We start from the raw sequence: 19,721 nt of genomic DNA, 5'->3' as shown, positions 1-19,721 counted from the left end.
AATTGAGTTGCAAATATAGTAAAACTTGTCGGGTTTAGCAGATTTATATGTATTTTTGTCGCTCATTTACTCTCAAAAAATACAAATTATGGAATTATTTCACAAGATGATTTCCGGTTTTCTGGGTATACCGGAAAGACAAATAAGTAGTACGCTCCATCTTTTGGGTGAAGGTGCTACGATTCCCTTCATCAGTCGTTACCGTAAAGAAGCTACCGGCGGACTGGATGAAGTGCAGATAGAGCAAATAAAAGAGCAACACGATAAGTTGTGCGACATAGCCAAACGGAAAGAAACGATTCTCGGCACCATCAACGAGCAGGGAAAACTGACTGCCGAACTGGAGAAACGTATCAACGACACCTGGAATCCGACGGAACTGGAAGACATTTATCTTCCTTATAAACCCAAGCGGAAGACACGTGCTGAAGTAGCCCGCCAGAAAGGGTTGGAACCGCTTGCCACCATCCTGATGTTGCAAAGGGAAAACAATCTTAGTACCAAGGCTGCCTCCTTCGTGAAAGGAGACGTGAAAGATGTGGAAGATGCCCTGAAAGGCGCCCGTGACATCATTGCAGAGCAAGTGAACGAGGACGAACGTGCCCGCAACACGGTACGTAATCAGTTCAGCCGCCAGGCAGAGATTAGTGCCAAAGTAGTGAAAGGAAAAGAGGAAGAAGCAGCGAAATACCGCGATTATTTCGATTTCTCCGAGCCACTGAAACGTTGCACGTCCCACCGTCTACTCGCCATCCGCCGGGCAGAGTCGGAAGGGGTGCTGAAAGTGTCTATCAATCCCGACGACGAGGCCTGCATCGAACGCCTGGAACGTCAGTTCGTACGTGGCAACAACGAGTGTAGCCAGCAGGTGGACGAAGCCACAGTCGATGCCTACAAGCGTCTGCTCAAGCCCTCCATCGAAACAGAATTTGCCGCTCAATCCAAAGAAAAAGCCGACGAGGAAGCCATCCGGGTATTCACCGAGAACCTCCGTCAACTTCTTCTCGCCCCTCCATTGGGACAAAAACGGGTGCTCGCCATCGACCCCGGATTCCGTACGGGATGTAAAGTTGTCTGCCTCGATGCACAAGGCAATCTGTTGCATAATGAGAATATCTATCCGCATCCTCCCGTGAACAAAACAGGAGAAGCTGCTTCCAAACTCCGCAAGATGATTGAGGCCTATCAGATAGAAGCCATTTCCATCGGCAACGGAACGGCAAGCCGTGAGACAGAAGATTTCATCAACAGCCAAAGCTTCGACCGTCAGATACCCGTGTTTGTAGTCAGTGAGCAGGGAGCTTCCATTTATTCGGCTTCGAAGATTGCCCGCGACGAGTTTCCCGATTATGACGTAACGGTGCGGGGAGCAGTCTCCATCGGCCGCCGCCTGATGGACCCGTTGGCAGAATTGGTGAAGATAGATCCTAAATCCATCGGTGTAGGTCAATACCAGCACGATGTAGACCAGACAAAACTGAAAAAAGCGCTCGATCAGACAGTAGAGAATTGCGTGAACCTGGTCGGTGTAAACCTGAATACGGCAAGCAGCCATCTATTGACTTATATCTCCGGACTGGGACCGCAACTGGCTCAAAACATCGTCAACTACCGGGCGGAAAACGGAGCTTTCGGTTCACGGAAAGAGTTGATGAAAGTTCCTCGCATGGGTGCCAAGGCTTTCGAACAGTGTGCCGGATTCCTCCGCATCCCCGGAGCCAAGAATCCGCTGGACAACACCGCCGTGCATCCGGAAAGCTACCACATCGTAGAGCAAATGGCCAAAGACCTGAAATGTACCATCGACGAACTGATAGCCGACAAGGAACTCCGCCGGAAGATTAACATCTCCGCCTACATCACCCCTACCGTCGGTCTGCCCACCTTACAGGACATTCTGCAGGAACTCGACAAGCCGGGACGTGACCCGCGTAAGGCTATCAAAGTCTTCGAATTCGACAAGAACGTGCGCACCATAGCCGATTTGCGCGAAGGAATGATTCTTCCGGGCATCGTAGGCAACATCACCAATTTCGGGGCGTTTGTCGATATAGGTATTAAGGAGAACGGACTGGTGCACCTCTCGCAATTAGCGGAACGGTTCATTTCCGATCCGACGGAAGTGGTATCCATCCATCAACACGTCATGGTCAGAGTGATGAATGTAGATTATGACCGGAAACGGATTCAGCTTAGTATGATCGGGGTACAGCAAGACTGATTGCTTCCCTTTTTTCTCCCCACCACACGATCAGAATCGTAAAAACAATCATAAGTACTGTGCAAATGAGCGAGCCTTCAAAACCGAAGGCTCCGCCATTCAGTACGTTTTCTTCGGGCATACGCAAAGTCAGCATGCTCGTCGTGAAATTATTTCCGCTCACCTGATAACCTAGAATCGGACCTTGAATCCAATTCCAGAAAAGATGAAGAGAGATAGGGAAACACAGATTCCGGGTATAAAGATAGGAAGCACCCAGCAACATACCGGCAAGTAAGAGATTAAGCATCGGTAGGAAAGCTATTTCTGGATTAAAGATATGCATAAACGCGAATAATGCCGACGAGATGAAGAGCGCCAGGAATTTATTCATATTAGTATGAAGCAGACGTCCGAGGATATAGCCGCGCATCAGAATCTCTTCAAACAACGCCACTAACAGGAAAAACACCCACGACCCCAATAAATCCAACGGCTTAAACTGAAAACCGGTGACTTCTATTTCTCCCAAAACAACAGAGATTCCGAAACCCAGCAAATAGAGCAAGATTGCCATCAGAAGTCCATACCACAGTCCACTGGCATGTCCTTTTAAAGAAAGTCCCAAATCAGAAAACGGACGACGTTCGAGACGAAGCAAGATTACGGCAGCAGTAAGAACAGCCAAAAGCATACTGGCCTCCACGAAAATATACCCTACTACTCCCGGATGACGAGCCTCCACTCCAAGAACCAACGACAAGCCTCCGCTAACCAGTGTCCCATACAATCCAATAAATATGAAAAGTACCACAATAAACAGCGAGATACATGCCCACACAGGAAGTCTTTTGGGTTCTTTCTTCCCATCTATGTTGTCTGCCTCCATTTTTACAATTTGTTAATCCGGCTACAAAATTAGATATAAAACATAAAAAAACATCATGTATTCTCTATTTTTCCTATATTTGTCAGAACAAATCTACAAAATTATGAAAATTAAACTACTATTGATAAGTTTCTTACTGGCCGCTAATGCATTAGGAGCCGCCGCCCAAGTGAGTAAGACGTATTATGTGAGTAAGCCCGGTACGCTGATTTCCATGATGACTGAAGAGGAAGCCAACAGTGTCACCCACCTCACACTGACCGGAAAACTGAATGCAGAGGACTTCCGGCATCTCCGTGACGAATTTGCCAATCTGAAAGTATTGGATATTTCGAACGCAGAAATCAAGATGTACAGCGGAAAAGCCGGTACTTATCCCAATGGAAAATTCTACATTTATATGCCGAACTTCATCCCTGCCTATGCTTTCTCGAATGTAGTAGGCGGAGTGACCAAAGGTAAAGCCACTCTGGAGAAAGTGATTCTTTCGGAGAAAACGAAGAATATAGAGGATGCCGCCTTCAAAGGTTGCGAGAACCTGAAAATTTGCCAGATCCGCAAGAAGACAGCTCCCAACCTGTTGCCGGAAGCGTTGGCAGACAGCGTTACCGCTATCTTCGTCCCCCTGGGCAGCAGCGACTCTTACCGCTACAAAGACAGATGGCAAAACTTTGCGTTTATCGAGGGGGAACCGGTAGAGACTACCCTGCAAGTGGGCGCCATGGGTAAACTGGAAGAAGAGATTCTGAAAGCGGGACTGCAACCCAGAGACATCAACTTCCTGACCGTTGAAGGTAAGCTGGACAACGCCGACTTCAAACTGATCCGCGATTATATGCCGAATCTCGTCTCTGTCGATATTTCCAGAACGAACGCAACAGCTATCCCCGACTTCACTTTCGCACAGAAGAAGTATCTGTTGAATATGAAATTACCTCATAATCTGAAATCTATCGGACAACGGGTATTTAGCAACTGCGGTCGCCTTTGCGGCACGCTGGAGCTGCCGGCCAGTGTGACGGCTATTGAATTCGGTGCTTTTATGGGATGCGATAATCTTCGCTATGTGTTGGCTACCGGAAATAAGATTACGACGCTGGGTGATAATTTGTTCGGGGAGGGAGTTCCGAGTAAGTTGGTTTATAAGAAATAAAAAAAAAGAAATTACCCTGATATAAATTGGTGATTAGTCAACTTATATCAGGGTAAATTATTTGAATATTAGGACACTAAGAATCTTTAGAATTCTGCTTTTTCCCCAATTCCTCATGATTTATCTTTTTCATATAACTAGTTGCAGATAATGCAATAGCACTTCCTCCCCATAATCCAAATAACAGAAAGAATAAGTAACCCAAATACGCATTCATTTCCATGCCAAGAAGATGCAAAATAATTAATATAAAAAAATATCCCCAAAAACTATAGAAAAAGCACAGGTGAGAATAATAACATAAATAATATCTGAATTTAGAATCTTTCATTTTATATTCTTTTTTATAATAGGTATTACAATCAGTGCTAATAATAATGGTAAAGTAAAAGCCATGTCCTTCATAAAAGAAGGCTCATACTCATAGAAAAACAACGAGAATAGTATTTTTATAAAACATAGAATATACAGCAAGTTTTGTATATATATAAGATATTTACCAATTTTTCCAAAAGACGTCATCTAATTTATTTTTAATAGGTTCAAATATATCATAAGCATTATGTTCTTCGCTAATTTTTGATTGAGTGTCTGTTGCAGCATAACTCTAAACACACTATTTGTTTTTAATTTCTTGTCCTCTTAGCGAATATGAGATTCTTTCTTGCTGGCTTGCTTCATTTTACGTTCTTGTTTCTTCTTATTAATCTCTTCTAAAGTATATTTCTCCGCTTTCATGGTTATTTTATATCCAAGAAATAATCCTATTAAAAGCAATAACAGATAATTGTATAATGTAGACTTATATTCAATAGAAAAAGCTATATATACCACAAGAAAACAACAATATAATCGCGTTATTATTTTATCAGATTTCAAATATAATGCCCGAATAAGACCTTTTCCCTTTAATGGCTGTTTGAGTATCTCTATATAAGGGAATAGATAACTCATCATTCCCCCTATCGCTATAATAGATAACGCAATTGCAAGTATTACCCTAATAATAAATATTAAAGCAGGATACTCAAATAAAAAAGAGGAAAAAATACAATAGGGAATCATCATAAAGCTAAACCATAGTAGTGACTTTTTATATATTGCTATAAATAGATATCTCATATAATAATAAGTTCGTCGTTAAAGTTTATTTATTTACCATATTTCATCTTGTAGTTTATATACCCTGATGTGAGTTCACTAAACTTTAGCTATTCACATCAGAGTAATAATGTTGAGGTTTTAAGGAGTAATATTTTTATTTGCTTGATCTACTATATATTGATTAGCTCTTATTGCTATTTTGTTTCCAAGATATAGTCCAAACAGAAGTAATATTAAATAAACTATTGCTTTTTCGTGACTATAGAAGACCAAATATATTGCAAAAAAAATTGCATATATCACATCTATATCCCGGCTAAATTTCAAACAAAAAGATTTAACAATATTATTTGTTTCAGTTTTCTTTTCTTTCAGACCTTTATTCCTTGACAAAAAGTTTAACATCTTGCCTGTCAGCCATGCAATCCATGAAATTAGTAATAATATTATAACAATAAACATATATTCAAATTCTCCTAAATCAGGATGGAATAAGCAATGAATTATCATTAAAATACTATTAAAAATAGTAATTCTCTTAAATATTAATATAAAAATATCTCCCATATATTGCTTTTATTCAAATAGTTTTTTTATCCAATTATAAATATCCCCTACATAATCTGTTGAATATTCTTCTCTACCTTCAACTTGATTTGTATGAGTTTCATAAGCATCTTGAGTGGGATCAGGATTTGTTAATTCCATATATGTTCTATCTATAGCTAACCCTATTATTACTTTTTTCCCAACTTTTATTATTCTCTTTTTATCTTTAGGATCTCTTTTCGGAGCCGGATCACCATTAGGCATCATCCCTGACACGTTAGTATCAATACTTTCCGCCACATTCGCCTGATTCCTGTCCAATCCTTCTTTATTCCTCCTGTCTCTTTTTCTTTGGTGCTCATATTCAGGACTAATCGCATTCTTTGCCTGATAAAATAAAAGAGTTCCAAAGGCATAAGACATTTTAGGAGTATGATTTATAATCTGCCCTAATTCCGCAAATTTCCCCGATGTATGTCTCATTATCTGTTGATCTGAAGGCAATCTATAAGATTGCGTGTTCGTCAAAGGATAATAGAATGGTAGAGGAAGAGGGGATGGAACGGGGATGACTTGCTTGCCATCAGGATCAATATGCTTCACCGGATTATTTAAACAATACCCGTAAGGAGTAATTGAATAATTCTTTTCACTCATCGGATCTGCCACATGCCATCTTCCCAATACCGGATCATACATCCGCGCCCCGTAATCATACCAATCCAGACCACCTTTTCTGTCCAGTTCTTTTCCGTTGTACTTGTAAAGCTGAACCGAAGGGGTGGATGAAGCCAAGATTCCTCCGAACGGATAGTAATGATTCACCTCTTCCGCTTCACGATCTTCATTGTATACGACACGAACATTACCCAAGTAATCTTTCAAGAAGAAATGATAACTATAGGAAACATCGTCCGCGAAAGAAACAAAACCTTCACCATCGAGAAGAATCTTGTCGAGACTTCCGTTTTCATAGATCGCTTTACCACAATAATCAGTGGTGGTGATAGAATCTCCCATCGCATGGATGACCTCCAGTTTCGTTCCGTCGGCACTATAAAGATAGCTGATTGTACGTCCGTCGGTAAACTCTATCGCACTCGGCAAATTTAAGCAATTATACCGGATTCTCGAAATTCCTTTGTTTAAATCTTGAATCAAATTGCCATTTAAATCATAAGCATATTCTGCTGATGATCGGATGCCGTCTTTAAAATCAGTGGTACTTCCATACATATTATTCTTTGCGTGGTCTGTCACATTAAGCAAATGATTGCCCTGATATGACAGATTCAAGCTATCAATGGCTCCGAAACTTGCCGGACCGACAGCTCCATTACGACACAAACCGAGAATATTGCCATTCTTATCAAATGAAGTGACCTGTTCGTCATAACAGTTCAGGTTGCCGGTCAGATTTTCTCCTTCACCATAGCAGGCATCAGTCATCCTGTTCATGCTGTCATAGGCAAAACGATAACCTTTACTGATGCCGTCCGTATCATCTTCCTCACTCCGCCATGCTAGGCTACTTATATTGCCATTATAACAGGGGATGCCAGGACTTGCATTATAAGAAATTTCTTCAGAAAGAAAAAAGCGGCACATCGTTTTTATTACCTGGTCACGGACGTCATACGTATACATTGTATAGGCACCCAATCCTCCCACATCTTTCAAAAACACCCGGCGGGCATTGTCATACGTGTAGTAAAGCAAATGATTGGCTCTATACGCATTATCAACGCGGTGATATACATCCCTAAGTTCTCCATCTGCCAGATATTCATAGGTATATTCTTCCATGTGCCGCTTTCCGTTCCCAATCTGATAGGTATGTAATCTGGCAAATAACTTTCCAGTATATGTATATGAATAAAAGTCTGTGTCATACCCGCCCAAATGATTTTGGGAACGTCCCTGTATTATTCTGCCTTTATAGTCATAATATAAGGCACTTGTCAAATATCGCTCATCATCCAGCACTTTTATTTTAGTCCCGGTCAGTCTCCCTTGTGCGGAGATAAGGGAGGCTTCGTGATTGATATATAAAGAATCATACTGCACTTTACCTTTCTTCTCCAGCCCGAAAGCGAGTTGGGTGTCCGTTGTGAAGTTGTAATCATCATAGTAATTCACTTGTAAAAGAGAAGATAGCGTATAAGGAAAATGCTCTACTTCATACCCGGAATGAAGCACTCCGTCTTTCTCCGAAGTCGTTCGATAAGCCCTTACTATGGAATTATCCAATGAAGGAGGATCATTGAATGAACAAAGTCCTGTTAATGCAAGCCTTCCCTGATTATCATAGAATGTGAACGTCCATTCTTTTTTCTGTGACTGATTTCCATTCTGTGACAATATAACCCTGTCGGCTTTGTCATAAACATAACCTATTGCAGCACAGCCCGGTAGTTTCTTCGAAATACAGCGTCCGAAACTATCATACAAGTATTGATATGCGTACAAATCGAGATTTCCTGCCGATATTTCATCATTAATCATGGGTGGGAGAACATAGCGTATTCTTCCGAAGCGGTCGAATACAAAATAGGTGTCCGCTTGTTGATTCCCTCTACCTAGCCGGGTCAGTAGCGTACGCCCCTGTTTGTCAACAAAGGTGTAAGTCGGTTTCCCGTCTTCATCCGTGGCCTTTGTCACCTGCAATTCTCCCGACCGATAATCTCCTCTGCGAATCAGTGAATCGTTATCATCTATAAAATAGAACGAACAACGCAATGAATCAGCCGGAATATTCGTCAGATATTCCATACGGGCAGGATGATCTCCCCAAGCATCCCCCACTCCATATTGTTCTGTAATACGATTTAGAGGGGACGATTCATAGTTAGTTTGCAAATAACTTCTTTTACCTGCATCATGATAATCCCACAAGACACCACCCTTCAAATCTTCAGGAGACATGTAAGAAAAGCTAGTATTCGTAGAGAGCCATTGTTTCTCTTTCCGTCCTAAACTATCATATTCTATCAGGTGATGGTGAGCCATAATAGCACCGGCACGGTCTGCTCCATAACTTTGTGCAAAATCGAGCTCACGTCCAAGTCCGTCATAGAATGTTATTTCATCATAGTTTTTTTCTTCATCCTCTCCAAGTGGTGTTCGTACATAAATGTAATTATGTTCTCCCGGTATGGAAGCCAGGGTGTCTTTTACGGCTGTCATGGAAAGATCATTTGCAGAAACAGGTCCTGAAAGCAGGGCTATGGCAAATATAAATAATGATATATGATTTTTCATATTTCTTGTTCTTTTAATAGGAATTTACAGAATACCGATAATCATAAGCCTTTATGGTTCGCCCATAATTATCTTTTTGTCTATTGAGCCGCTGTAAGAGGTCATATTCATAATAACTGACCACTCCGCACGGATCCGTTACAGAGGTAACTCCGGTCATCGGCTGATACGTATAGGATGTTATTTGCGCCTGTGGCAAAGAAGCTCTTAGACGCACCAGTTTCGCACGATCCGGTGTGCCGGCTTGCATGAACGGCACGAGGTCTCCTCCCATAGCTGTTCGGACTTCACTAATGGTAGCTCCCTTTATTTCCGCTGCCAGATGCAAATAGTTGTAGCTCCAAAGGTAAACCGTCTTACCCTCGTTTCTGACAACATATAAAGGATGTCCCAAAGCATCATAATCAATACAATTGTACACTTCTCTCAAAGCGCCCTCACCTACCCTTTCCCAGGCAGAATAGCAAGGAAAAAAATGATCGGATACTCCTTTTATAGGAACATATTCATATTTCACCTGTTTCAGTTGCCGGCTGGTTCCATCATCGGAAATAGAATATTCCTTTTCTTCGACAATCGGAGAAAGTATATGCTTTTGTACCATTTGAGTATATATATCCGAGCTGGACTCACGGATCCTTTTATAGGTTTGTTTTCTTATTCCTCCATTGGCACTTTCTGAAATTACTTTTATCAAGCCGTCCGGATCATATTCATAATCAGTCTGCGTACTTATCGGAAAAGAGGGATTGTCGTATAAAGTATCACTCTCGCTTTTCAGCCTGTAATCATACAAATAGACCTTGTATGAGCAACCGTCGGCATAAGTTATAAATGAGGTCGGGCAAATATAATCAAGAGATGTCCTCATTGATTTTACGTAAAGGTCGGAAGAGCGTTCATAGGTCAGATACTTGCTCGATTTTAAAATACCGCCTGCCGAATACAGTTCTTCACAAAGAAGTTTTCCCCGTTCTACCGATCTGGAAGCACAAGGTTCATAAGGCGTTCGGTTCGGAAGTATGATTGCTTCCGGGGCTTCGTCCATGTGTCCATTATCGAAGTTGGTATATTTAGAACGGATAAAAGAACCGTCCGGTCTTTTTTCAATCACCTCACTGTAGCCGATATGATTTCCGGAAGAATTGATACATGCCGGTAGCACAGACTGGCTGCTGAATCTTCTTATTATACGTTTTACATCTTTATCCGCCCCGGTACCTTCTACCTGATAATCATCAAAATAGTACTTCACCTGTCCTCCCAGACAACCGCTTGAGATTCTTGCTTTTTCTTTATTAACTAAATAATCATCCACATAAAAGTACTCTTTTTCTACTTTTTCACCACTTTCCAATCCTGTATCACTATTTATTATCTTCTTTATTCTTAGTCCTCCCGCTATTTTCGGCTGGAATGTATCCTCGTACCCTTCCCATCGATTCATTTTCACTTGCTTACAATACTCGTGAGGTTCGAAAACGAAACGTGTATATCCTCCCGTGGGATAGTGCAGCCTTTTCAAAACGCCAAATGTCAAAACATCCGCATTAGGTTCGCGAGAATCGTAATGAGTGGCATAATTATCGGTCATCAAACGATTGTTGTAAAATCCCCAGTGATCTACTTTTCCGGACAGATAAGGGGGCAACTGCTCCGGAAAGTCATACTCCATATTAAAATTTCGTCCGTTTGCTCCCCATACAAATTCAGAAACAGATTGTAATATCAGGCGCTGTGAGGCGTTGTCATTGTACGAGAAACGGTAATCCCGAATCCACTTTCCTTTCTTATCTTTTATTTCCAGGTTACTCAACTTATACCATTTCAACTTGTCCAAACAATTCGGATAATTATCATCCAAAGGATTATCTGCAAGAAAATTCAGAAAACGATATTTTGGATTTTTGCGCCATAACATATATTGAGAAGCATAAATATCCTGTGAATATCTCAATTCCGTAGTCACTTCACGCGCAAAAGTTATTTCACATTCGGGAAAAGAAATACGGTTGAGATAAACCGGAGATATAAGACTTCCCTGATAACTGTCTTCAATGGCCGTATGGCTCGAAGATGAGCACTCCGGAGTCAAGATTCCGCCACCAAATGTAAAAGACCCCAAATCATCATACAGTGAAATAAACATTTGATTGATAAAATCACCACGCTCGTATGTGTAAGTTATTTCCTGACCGTTAGTCAGGATGATTTTTGTCAGATACCAGGCTGTAGCTGTCCAAAAATCCGTAGCTTGCTGAAAAAATCCGATAGAATATTCAATGGCATTCCGTTCTTTACCAAAGATATATTGAGTGCCATCTTCAGTAGTCAAAGTAAAACCATCAAAAGAAGGCGAATATCCGGAATATTGAAATGCCGTATTCGCTTTTTCAAACGGAACATCCATCCAATTACCACTAAAATCCACTTTTACAGGCCTGTCACATTGCACGATCCATGTTTTGTCACTATTCAACATAAATTTTCCATGGTAATCCAAAAAATTGAAATCGAACTCGTCCGGCTCAAAATCTGCTCCACCATGACTTTGAGCTGTTTCTTTGAGATAGTCTTGCGTATTCCATTGAGGCGTATTTAATGTTTCGGAATGAAAATAATATCCCATATTCATCAAATAGGTATGATTTTTCACATTACAATCATCAGGCTTGCCCTTCACCGTTCTGGATACAACTCCTCCGGTATTTAAATTCCACCCCATTCCTACCCATCCCGGATGTTGGTCAGGACGTATCCCGGCGGCATGATAATGGAGAGAAAACGGCAATTTAAAATCTCCGACAGGAACTTCATATATAGGAACGGATATATCCGGCATACCTGTAAATTTTGAAACCGGAATCTCACCATAAAGTCCCAAGGCCGCTACATTAGGACTAGGTAACGATTGTGAGGAAGCAGGAATCTGCGCATACATAATATTGTTGCCTAGTAACCCCACTAAAAAAATAAAGATATATAATCTTTTCATATACAACTCATTATTAATTATTTCATTCTAAATAAAAAAACACAGGCCACACATCAACTATTATCAAATTAACAACCTGCAAAAGGAGCTAACCAAACAACTATTTCGTGCGACCTGTGATCACTTTTACAGATTCATCGCATTACCGCCCACAACGCCCAGCACTGCCGAAGCCACCGCAATGACGACTTTCAGAATCATATCCCAAAGGGATCTCTTGACTGCCATAACTTTACACACCTCCTTTCCATACGCTCTTTGAAGAATTAATTACTTTTAATCACTAATTACATTTAATGATTAGTTACTTTCAATGATCTATCACTTCCTGAAAACTCTCTTACCTTATTTTCCTGTTATCCTACTGAAAATTAGTCCTCTACGTGACTGGAAGCTCCAAACTCCGCTTTCACCTCAAAGCACGGACACGCTTTGATCCATTCTTCCGGCTCAATCTCCCCGTTTCCGTTGCGGTCGGGACTTAAATCGCGATGACCGCACACCCGGCTACCAGGATAAGTCTCAAGTAATTGATGAACCAGCAGCTTGAGTGCCGCCCGTTGTTCCGGTGTCCGCGTGTCTGCCGGAGAGCCGTGGCCATCCAAACCGCCTTCGTAGCAGATACCTACACTGTTCAAGTTGAATCCTTTCACGTGCGCACCGATACGTTCAATCGGTCGGGTGAGGTGCACTGTTCCGTCTTTGCGAATGTAGTAGTGATAACCTGTTCCGTTAAACCCACGCCGCCGATGTTGAGTTTCCAGATCATCCGGGGTGAGCGAACGGTCGGCACGAGTGGCGGAACAGTGGATCACGATCAAATCAATCTTTCTCATCATAGTGCCACTGTTTTTCTTATCAGTTGTAAGCATTATCTACACTCTATGAATTAAGCTGCCGGGTCCGGAGCTTCACCGCTACCGCCTCCACTGCCTCCACCGACATCTTCTCCACCACCTTCATCACCGGGATCTTCACCATCGGTTTTCTTCTTCTTGGGTGCGTCGAGATCCAGAAACTCGATTTTCTCACCGGCACGGGTAGACGTCAGATTAGGACGAACACTGCTCGAAGGACGGAAATTGATATTGACCGTTTTGATGTTCTTCATCGTACACTCATCTTTCGTGTCCACTCCCCGCGTGGTAGCGGAAAGGCTGAATACACCAAAATCATGGATATTGACGGATTTACCGTCGAACAGCGCCGTACGCATCGCTTCTACGAGATTAGTCAGCACACTCTGAATGTCACCCAGCGACAGGGAACTTTTCTCTTTCATCGTGTAAGCAAGTTTATCCAGGTCTACACTCTGTCCCTGCGTCACAAGTTGCGGATGATACTTCACCACCCCATCAACCTTTCTCGGGTCTTTACGACCCATTCTTTTAAATGGTATTGCCATGATAAATTAAAAATTGAGAATTAATAATTGAAAAATAAATATTACAAACCGCAGTTACCGCAATCAATATCGGAAGAGAGGAACGAGCTCTGTTTCTTTTTCTTTCGATACCTCAAAGATAGCGTATTATAAGGGGATGAAATGACGTACTTTGTCTTACTTTGACCTAGTTTGTCTTACTTTCATTCAGAATGTATTTACTTTTATTCAGAGTGATTTTATTTGACTTATATACTTGGACAAGCGGGAGATTTTCCGTATATTTGGAATACGATAAAATTAATTTTCCGAAGATATGAAAGCAGAAAAAGAAGAGATAGCGGAGGAGCCGTTTGTCATACGTCCGTATTTGAAATCGGAGCTGGCACATTTATACAATCCTTATGTACCGTTGGTGTATGCCATGCGGAAAATGAGGGAGTGGATCAGAAATAACAAGGAATTATATGACGCAATGTATAGCGGCGGCGAAGGAAAGAACGACCACGCTTACAGCGCAAGACAGGTACGACTCATCGTGAGGTATCTCGATGAGCCATGAATCTCTTTAGGGCAAGTGCTGATTAGCTATAACGAAAATAAAATTAGCTATAATGAAATCGAGATTAGCTATAATGAAATCAGAATTAGCTATAATGAAGCTTATATAATAATGTACACGTGCGCGGGCGCGAGAGAATATTCTTTTTATATAGAAAAAAGCGTGTAATTGAGGTGGAGGGGTTCCACCTCAATTACACGCTTTTTCCATCAAATAAAATCTATAAAGAGAATAAACAGCATAAGTAAATGACAGGAACAAAATAAAACGTACCTTTGCGTCTTTTTAAACCAACATTTTTTAACAGTAATCAAATAACACTTAAAATCATGAGAAAAAAGACATTTTTTCCGAAGGCTTCGTTTATCAGAACAAGCAGGCTGTAACACTCGAAAAGGAAGAGTTTCCCCAAGTATCCCAGTTTATCACGCAAATGCTTGGCACTGTCAACAATTTGTATGTCAACAGAATAGAGGTAAGTCCGCGCGACCGCAAGAAGTTTCTCCTTCCCTTTGTCCATCTCTGTTATGACCATGACTCCCCTTTTAAGATTAAAGGTCCCAAATACTTTGCAGAATTGTTGTATCTGGCTGTTGATTTCAAGAAATCAAACGATTCGGACGAATCATTAAGCGTGGAAGAGATTGATTGTGAGATACAAAGACTGAAAAGAACGCTTTTTGACGATTAGCATTAAAGAACCGACTGTTAAAAAACTGCTTTTTGAGTACAAAAAGCAGTTTTTTTTATCTACAAGAAAAGCCGTCCTTTGCAGCGTGTTAATATTGACACAACTTAAAATCATATCAACAATTAAAATGGAAAATATCTCAATAACGACATACAGGGGATTATCACTCGTATCAGGAAGTATCAGTATCCGGCAAATGTTCGAATTTATCCGGGGAGATGTCTATCGCGACAGAATCCGGAGACTCCGGGAAGCAATGGATGCAGGAGACACGGTGAAAGCAGACCACATGAAGAAGCAACTGCCCTACTGCACCATCACGGCTACTTACGCCAAGGAAAGGCTGGCTTACAGTCTGGACAAGTATCAGGACATCATCACGCTCGACTGTGACGATATGCCGGCAGAAAAGATCCCGGAATTCCGCCAACTGGTGAACGATTGCCCCGACACGTTAGGCAGTTTCGTCAGCCCACGGATGCACGGGCTGAAGATCTTTGTCTACCTCACCGGCAATGAGGCGGAAGCCTTACGCACCGAACTGAACGCATTGGGAACCGTAGACTTCACCCCCCTCGAACGCTATCACCACCGCATGTACGCCCTGGCAAGCAGCCAATATGAAAAGCTGCTCAATACCAAAGTAGACACCAGCGGGAGCGATCCGGGACGCGGATTCTTCGTGTCGCACGATCCGGATGCTTTCCTCTCTCCCGAACGACTGGAAAACGTGAAGCCGCTGACCGTAAAAGTGACATTGCCCACTGAAGAAGAATGTAAAAACAAGAAGCGCAAAAATCCGGGAAAACGATCCCCGCTCCTCCCCGTGCAGGAGAATGCGTCGCCCATCGACCTGCAAGTGCAACTCGACTTCCGCAAGGCGCTGGAGTACACCAAACGCAAAGAACGTCTCGAGATAGGCAACCGGGACAATTTCTTCTATTGTCTCGGCAATCAGTGCTACCACCGCCATATCACGGAAGAGGAGTCCGTCAGTCTGGCACACAGCCATTTCGGCGACCTACCCGATTTCGACCTCGAACTGCCCTTGCACAATGCTTACCAATATACCTCAAAGACCGATCAGGCGGAAGAAAAAGAGAAAGAACCGAAAATCTGCCAGATTATCAAGTTTATGGACGAACACTACGAAACCAGAAGAAACGTAGTGAAAGAACAAATCGAATTCCGGAAGATAATGCCCGCCCTGCCCGAAACAGAGTTGCCGCCTTTCAACGCAGTTCGTACAAAGGATATTAATACATTCTATATCAACGCACATATAAATAAGATTTGCTGTACGCAAGCTGATTTGAAAGCTGTTGTAGACTCGGACTACGCAAAGCCGTTCAACCCGTTTGTCCATTATTTCACCTCCCGCAAGGCATGGAACGGGAAAACGGACTTCATCGGACAAATGACGAAAACTGTACAAGCGGCAGACCAAGCTTTTTTCGAAGACAGTTTCCGACGCTGGCTGGTGGGAATGGTAGCGTGCGCCATCGACGACAACGTGCAAAACCACCAATTGATGCTATTACACGGCGCACAGGGAAAAGGAAAGAGTACCTTTATCCGACATCTCCTCCCGCCGGAACTGAAGGATTATTATCGTAATGGCATGATTATTCCCGAGAACAATAACCATTTGCTGCAACTGTCGTCTTGCCTGCTCATCAACTTGGATGAATTTGACACGCTCTCCCCCGAGCGTATGCAGAACCTGAAAAGTCTTATCACCCAAGACGTGGTAAACGAGCGTAAGGTCTATGACATCCAGAACTATACGTATATCCGCCGCGCATCGTTCATTGCCAGTACCAACAATCCGCACTGTATGCCGGATGTCAAGGAAAACAGGCGTATCCTGTTCAGCACTCTTCTGAACATAGACTATCACACGCCTGTCAATCATGAGGGGATATACGCACAGGCATACGCACTCTACCGGCAGGGATTTCAGTACTGGTATGAGAACGAGGAGATTACGTTTCTCAACAACCGCAATGAGGCGTTCCGCCAAAAAGATCCGATAGAGGAGAATCTTTTCTTCTATTTCCGGGCAGCCAGACAGAATGATATTCAGGCGCAATGGTATCCTGCCTCCTACCTGCTGTCGGTATTGAGCATGAACGGGCGCACACAGGCCAATACACAGACGAAAAAAATGCTGGTCACGGTACTGGAAAGCAATCATTTCCAATCACGAAAGACCTCCAACAACATAACGGAATATTGGGTGGTGGAGTATTCGGCCGAAGAGCGCAAAGAAAATTCAATACGCCCGCAGCTTCCGGTGCAGACGGGGTTGGAGTTGTAGTTTTTCCGCGGATAGCAGTTTTCCCACGAAATGGCAGTTTTCCTCCGGATAGTCGTTTTTGCACAAAATAGCGGATAAACGGATAAATTAGTGGCATTAAACGTGTCACATTCATCCGTTTTTCCGTATATTTGCTTCGATATGAATGATGAATAAAGAAAGGAATCACAATATGATAAAGCAAATACCATACGGATTGACGGATTTCGGTCGCATCCAAAAAGAAAACTATTATTATGTGGATAAGACGATGTTTATCGAAAAGATAGAGATGCAACCGTCTTATCTGTTCCTGATCCGTCCCCGGCGCTTCGGGAAAAGTCTGACGCTGGCGATGCTGGAGGCTTATTATGACGTTCGGTATGCCGACCAGTTCGACGAATTGTTCGGCCATCTGTATATCGGGCAGCATCCTACGCCGATACATAACCAGTTTCTCATCATGAGATTCAATTTCTCGGAGGTGAGCTCGAATGTCAATGAGGTGGAGGAATCTTTCCGTTTGCATTGTTGCGGGAAGCTTTCTGATTTTGTTTATAGATACGAGCATCTGTTGGGAAAAGACATTTGGAATGTTCTGGATGAAAAAACGCAAGCGGATCCCGGCGCCTTTTTGTCCTCAATCAATACCTATGCTACCCGTAAGGGAGACCTCAAAATCTATCTCCTGATTGATGAATACGATAATTTCACGAATACCATTCTTTCTACTTACGGCACGGACTTATATCGGAAAGCGACACATGGAGAAGGATATATCCGCAGGTTTTTCAATGTAATCAAAGCCGCCACGACGGGAATGGGCTCTGCCGTCAACCGCCTATTCATCACGGGAGTAAGCCCGGTGACAATGGATGACGTGACAAGCGGATTCAACATCGGAACGAATATCACCACCGACCCATGGTTTAACGACCTTGTAGGTTTCAGCGAGAAGGAATTGCGCGAGATGCTGACGTATTACAAGGAACAAGGCGCTCTCCCGATGTCGGTAGACGATGCGGTGACAATGATGAAGTCTAACTATGACAATTATTGCTTCAGTGAAAATAAATTAGCAGATTGTATGTTCAACTCGGACATGGTGCTCTACTGTATGAAGTCATTGATATTGCACGGAGTGAAACCTAAAGAGATTGTAGATCCCAATATCCGCACGGACTTTAACAAGCTTGCCTACCTTGTCCGTCTCGACCATGGACTGGGAGAAAATTTCTCCGTCATCAAGGAGATTGCGGAGCAAGGCGAGATAGTGACTGAGATAGTCACCCATTTCTCCGCACTGGAAATGACAGACGTGGGCAACTTCAAATCTCTGCTGTTCTATTTCGGACTGCTTTCTATCAAAGGGGTGGATATGATGGGGCGTCCCATCCTGCACATTCCCAATCTGGTGGTTCGCGAACAGCTATTCAATTTCCTGATTCAGGGATATGCCCGTCATGACATCTTCAAGCTCGACGTGAACCGCTTGCGCACTCTGTTTGAGAATATGTCCTTCAAAGGAGACTGGAAACCGATGTTCGAATTTCTGGCAGAGGCCATTCGGGAGCAGAGCCGGATAAGGGAGTACATAGAAGGGGAAGCTCATATCAAAGGATTCCTCCTCGCCTATCTAAGTATGTTCCGCTATTATCAACTATATCCGGAATATGAGATGAATAAGGGTTTTGCCGATTTCTTCTTTAAGCCCAGTCCGGCGGCACCCGTATCTCCACCGTACACGTATCTATTGGAGGTGAAGTATGCGAAAGCAGGAGCGTCGGAGAAAGAGATACGCGCGCTTGCCGATGATGCGCGGGAACAGTTGATTCGCTATAGCAAGGATGAATGTGTAGCGGAAGCTCGTGAGAAAGGAGGACTGAAATTGACTACGATCGTGTGGCGCAGTTGGGAACTGGCGCTGATGGAGGAGGTAGAATAGACTACCAGCCACATGAAATGTGCGGATGAATCTTATAAATGAATAAAGAGGACATTCTTAATAGTATTTTTCAATTCCCCCAAATCCTTTTATCATTTTATTTTCCTTCGTTTTATTGATGAAGTTGTTCAATCGCTTTTCAAATTCTTCCGGTCGTTTTCTGGCAGCTTCAATGTATGCAATTCGGATACGTCTATACGCATCGGAAAATTGTTGGTAATTCTCCCATACTGTTTTATCCTCTTTCAGTTTTCCGATGATATCATTCGGGAAGACAAAAGGGGCTGACAATACTTTTCGTATATTATCTTCCCTATCAGGGTGAATCATATTATGTTCCAGCAACCATTTCAGTCTCTCTTTGTTGGCTTGCGAGTAGGAACTTTTAGGGTTTCTGGGTGTGAAATGCTGGATTTTATGTTCTTTGTCGAGCGCCTTTATGGTGCTGTCGATCCATCCGAAGCAAAGGGCTTCCTCGACAGCGTCGTTGTATGTAACACTTTTTTCGCCCGAAGATTTGGAGGGGAATACAAACCAAACGTCATTGGCGTTTTCAAAGTTGTCTGCCAGCCATTTTCGCCAATCTTCTCTGTTTTCAAAATATTTTATTTCCATAGTGCTAAAAAGAACAGCAACCCATTGTTGAGAATAGGTTGCTGTTAAATTGGTTATTCATCAGACTTCATGTA

Annotated in this window: 16 protein-coding genes; 6 read left to right on the top strand and 10 right to left on the bottom strand. The window is 42.6% G+C overall.

The window, feature by feature from the left end:
- The first annotated feature begins 88 nt into the window (after nt 1–88).
- Nucleotides 89–2,221 carry a Tex family protein gene (locus tag Bovatus_RS01645; protein ID WP_004297861.1) on the top strand — a complete coding sequence of 711 codons (2,133 nt, stop codon included), beginning with the start codon at nt 89–91 and terminating at the stop codon, nt 2,219–2,221.
- Here Bovatus_RS01645 and Bovatus_RS01640 read toward each other — a convergent pair.
- On the bottom strand, nt 2,193–3,089 hold the full coding sequence (locus Bovatus_RS01640) for a CPBP family intramembrane glutamic endopeptidase (protein ID WP_004297862.1): 897 nt from the start codon (nt 3,087–3,089) through the stop codon (nt 2,193–2,195). The two genes, Bovatus_RS01645 and Bovatus_RS01640, sit on opposite strands and share 29 nt — an antisense overlap.
- Nucleotides 3,090–3,192: 103 nt before the next feature.
- On the opposite strand from Bovatus_RS01640, the gene Bovatus_RS01635 reads away from it, so the two are divergent.
- Entirely contained in the window at nt 3,193–4,242 is a 1,050-nt protein-coding gene (locus Bovatus_RS01635) for a leucine-rich repeat domain-containing protein (protein ID WP_032849065.1), read from the top strand.
- 76 nt (nt 4,243–4,318) lie between these two features.
- On the opposite strand, the gene Bovatus_RS01630 is transcribed toward Bovatus_RS01635, so the two are convergent.
- The 8 genes from Bovatus_RS01630 to Bovatus_RS01595 all read right to left on the bottom strand — a co-directional run bounded on the left by Bovatus_RS01630 (nt 4,319) and on the right by Bovatus_RS01595 (nt 13,556).
- Nucleotides 4,319–4,573, bottom strand: coding sequence for a hypothetical protein (locus Bovatus_RS01630; RefSeq protein ID WP_004297864.1), 255 nt, complete (start codon nt 4,571–4,573; stop codon nt 4,319–4,321).
- A 311-nt stretch (nt 4,574–4,884) separates the two neighbouring features.
- On the bottom strand, nt 4,885–5,364 hold the full coding sequence (locus Bovatus_RS01620) for a hypothetical protein (RefSeq protein WP_004297867.1): 480 nt from the start codon (nt 5,362–5,364) through the stop codon (nt 4,885–4,887).
- A 120-nt stretch (nt 5,365–5,484) separates the two neighbouring features.
- The gene (locus Bovatus_RS01615) at nt 5,485–5,913 is read right to left on the bottom strand and encodes a hypothetical protein (RefSeq protein WP_004297868.1); all 429 of its coding nucleotides are present in this window, start codon (nt 5,911–5,913) and stop codon (nt 5,485–5,487) included.
- A gap of 9 nt (nt 5,914–5,922) precedes the next feature.
- Nucleotides 5,923–9,156: an RHS repeat domain-containing protein gene (locus Bovatus_RS01610; protein ID WP_059365488.1), complete on the bottom strand. Its 3,234-nt coding sequence runs from the start codon at nt 9,154–9,156 to the stop codon at nt 5,923–5,925.
- Nucleotides 9,157–9,169: 13 nt separating this feature from the next.
- Nucleotides 9,170–12,151 carry a hypothetical protein gene (locus Bovatus_RS01605; protein ID WP_004297871.1) on the bottom strand — a complete coding sequence of 994 codons (2,982 nt, stop codon included), beginning with the start codon at nt 12,149–12,151 and terminating at the stop codon, nt 9,170–9,172.
- A gap of 126 nt (nt 12,152–12,277) precedes the next feature.
- On the bottom strand, nt 12,278–12,379 hold the full coding sequence (locus Bovatus_RS25400; RefSeq protein ID WP_004297873.1) for a smalltalk protein: 102 nt from the start codon (nt 12,377–12,379) through the stop codon (nt 12,278–12,280).
- A 143-nt stretch (nt 12,380–12,522) separates the two neighbouring features.
- Nucleotides 12,523–12,990, bottom strand: a complete 468-nt coding sequence (locus Bovatus_RS01600; protein WP_004318862.1) for an N-acetylmuramoyl-L-alanine amidase — start codon at nt 12,988–12,990, stop codon at nt 12,523–12,525.
- 50 nt (nt 12,991–13,040) lie between these two features.
- Complete coding sequence (locus tag Bovatus_RS01595) at nt 13,041–13,556, bottom strand: HU family DNA-binding protein (protein WP_004297876.1); 516 nt, start codon at nt 13,554–13,556, stop codon at nt 13,041–13,043.
- Nucleotides 13,557–13,851: 295 nt separating this feature from the next.
- On the opposite strand from Bovatus_RS01595, the gene Bovatus_RS01590 reads away from it, so the two are divergent.
- The 4 genes from Bovatus_RS01590 (at nt 13,852) to Bovatus_RS01575 (ending at nt 19,032) form a co-directional block, all read left to right on the top strand.
- A complete protein-coding gene (locus Bovatus_RS01590; protein ID WP_004297879.1) occupies nt 13,852–14,097 on the top strand; it encodes a DUF4248 domain-containing protein in 246 nt (81 codons plus the stop codon).
- Nucleotides 14,098–14,530: 433 nt separating this feature from the next.
- Entirely contained in the window at nt 14,531–14,788 is a 258-nt protein-coding gene (locus Bovatus_RS25395; RefSeq protein WP_162614073.1) for a hypothetical protein, read from the top strand.
- 127 nt (nt 14,789–14,915) lie between these two features.
- A complete protein-coding gene (locus tag Bovatus_RS01580; protein ID WP_004319018.1) occupies nt 14,916–17,108 on the top strand; it encodes a VapE domain-containing protein in 2,193 nt (730 codons plus the stop codon).
- 172 nt (nt 17,109–17,280) lie between these two features.
- A complete protein-coding gene (locus tag Bovatus_RS01575; protein ID WP_052587915.1) occupies nt 17,281–19,032 on the top strand; it encodes an ATP-binding protein in 1,752 nt (583 codons plus the stop codon).
- Nucleotides 19,033–19,089: 57 nt separating this feature from the next.
- On the opposite strand, the gene Bovatus_RS01570 is transcribed toward Bovatus_RS01575, so the two are convergent.
- Nucleotides 19,090–19,647: a YdeI/OmpD-associated family protein gene (locus Bovatus_RS01570; RefSeq protein ID WP_004297886.1), complete on the bottom strand. Its 558-nt coding sequence runs from the start codon at nt 19,645–19,647 to the stop codon at nt 19,090–19,092.
- Between the last annotated feature and the right edge of the window lie 74 nt (nt 19,648–19,721).

Origin of the sequence: Bacteroides ovatus (genome assembly GCF_001314995.1) — a bacterium.
Classification (GTDB): domain Bacteria; phylum Bacteroidota; class Bacteroidia; order Bacteroidales; family Bacteroidaceae; genus Bacteroides; species Bacteroides ovatus.
The sequence above is the reverse complement of the archived record's forward strand: the minus strand, read 5'-3'. Positions and strand labels throughout refer to the sequence as shown.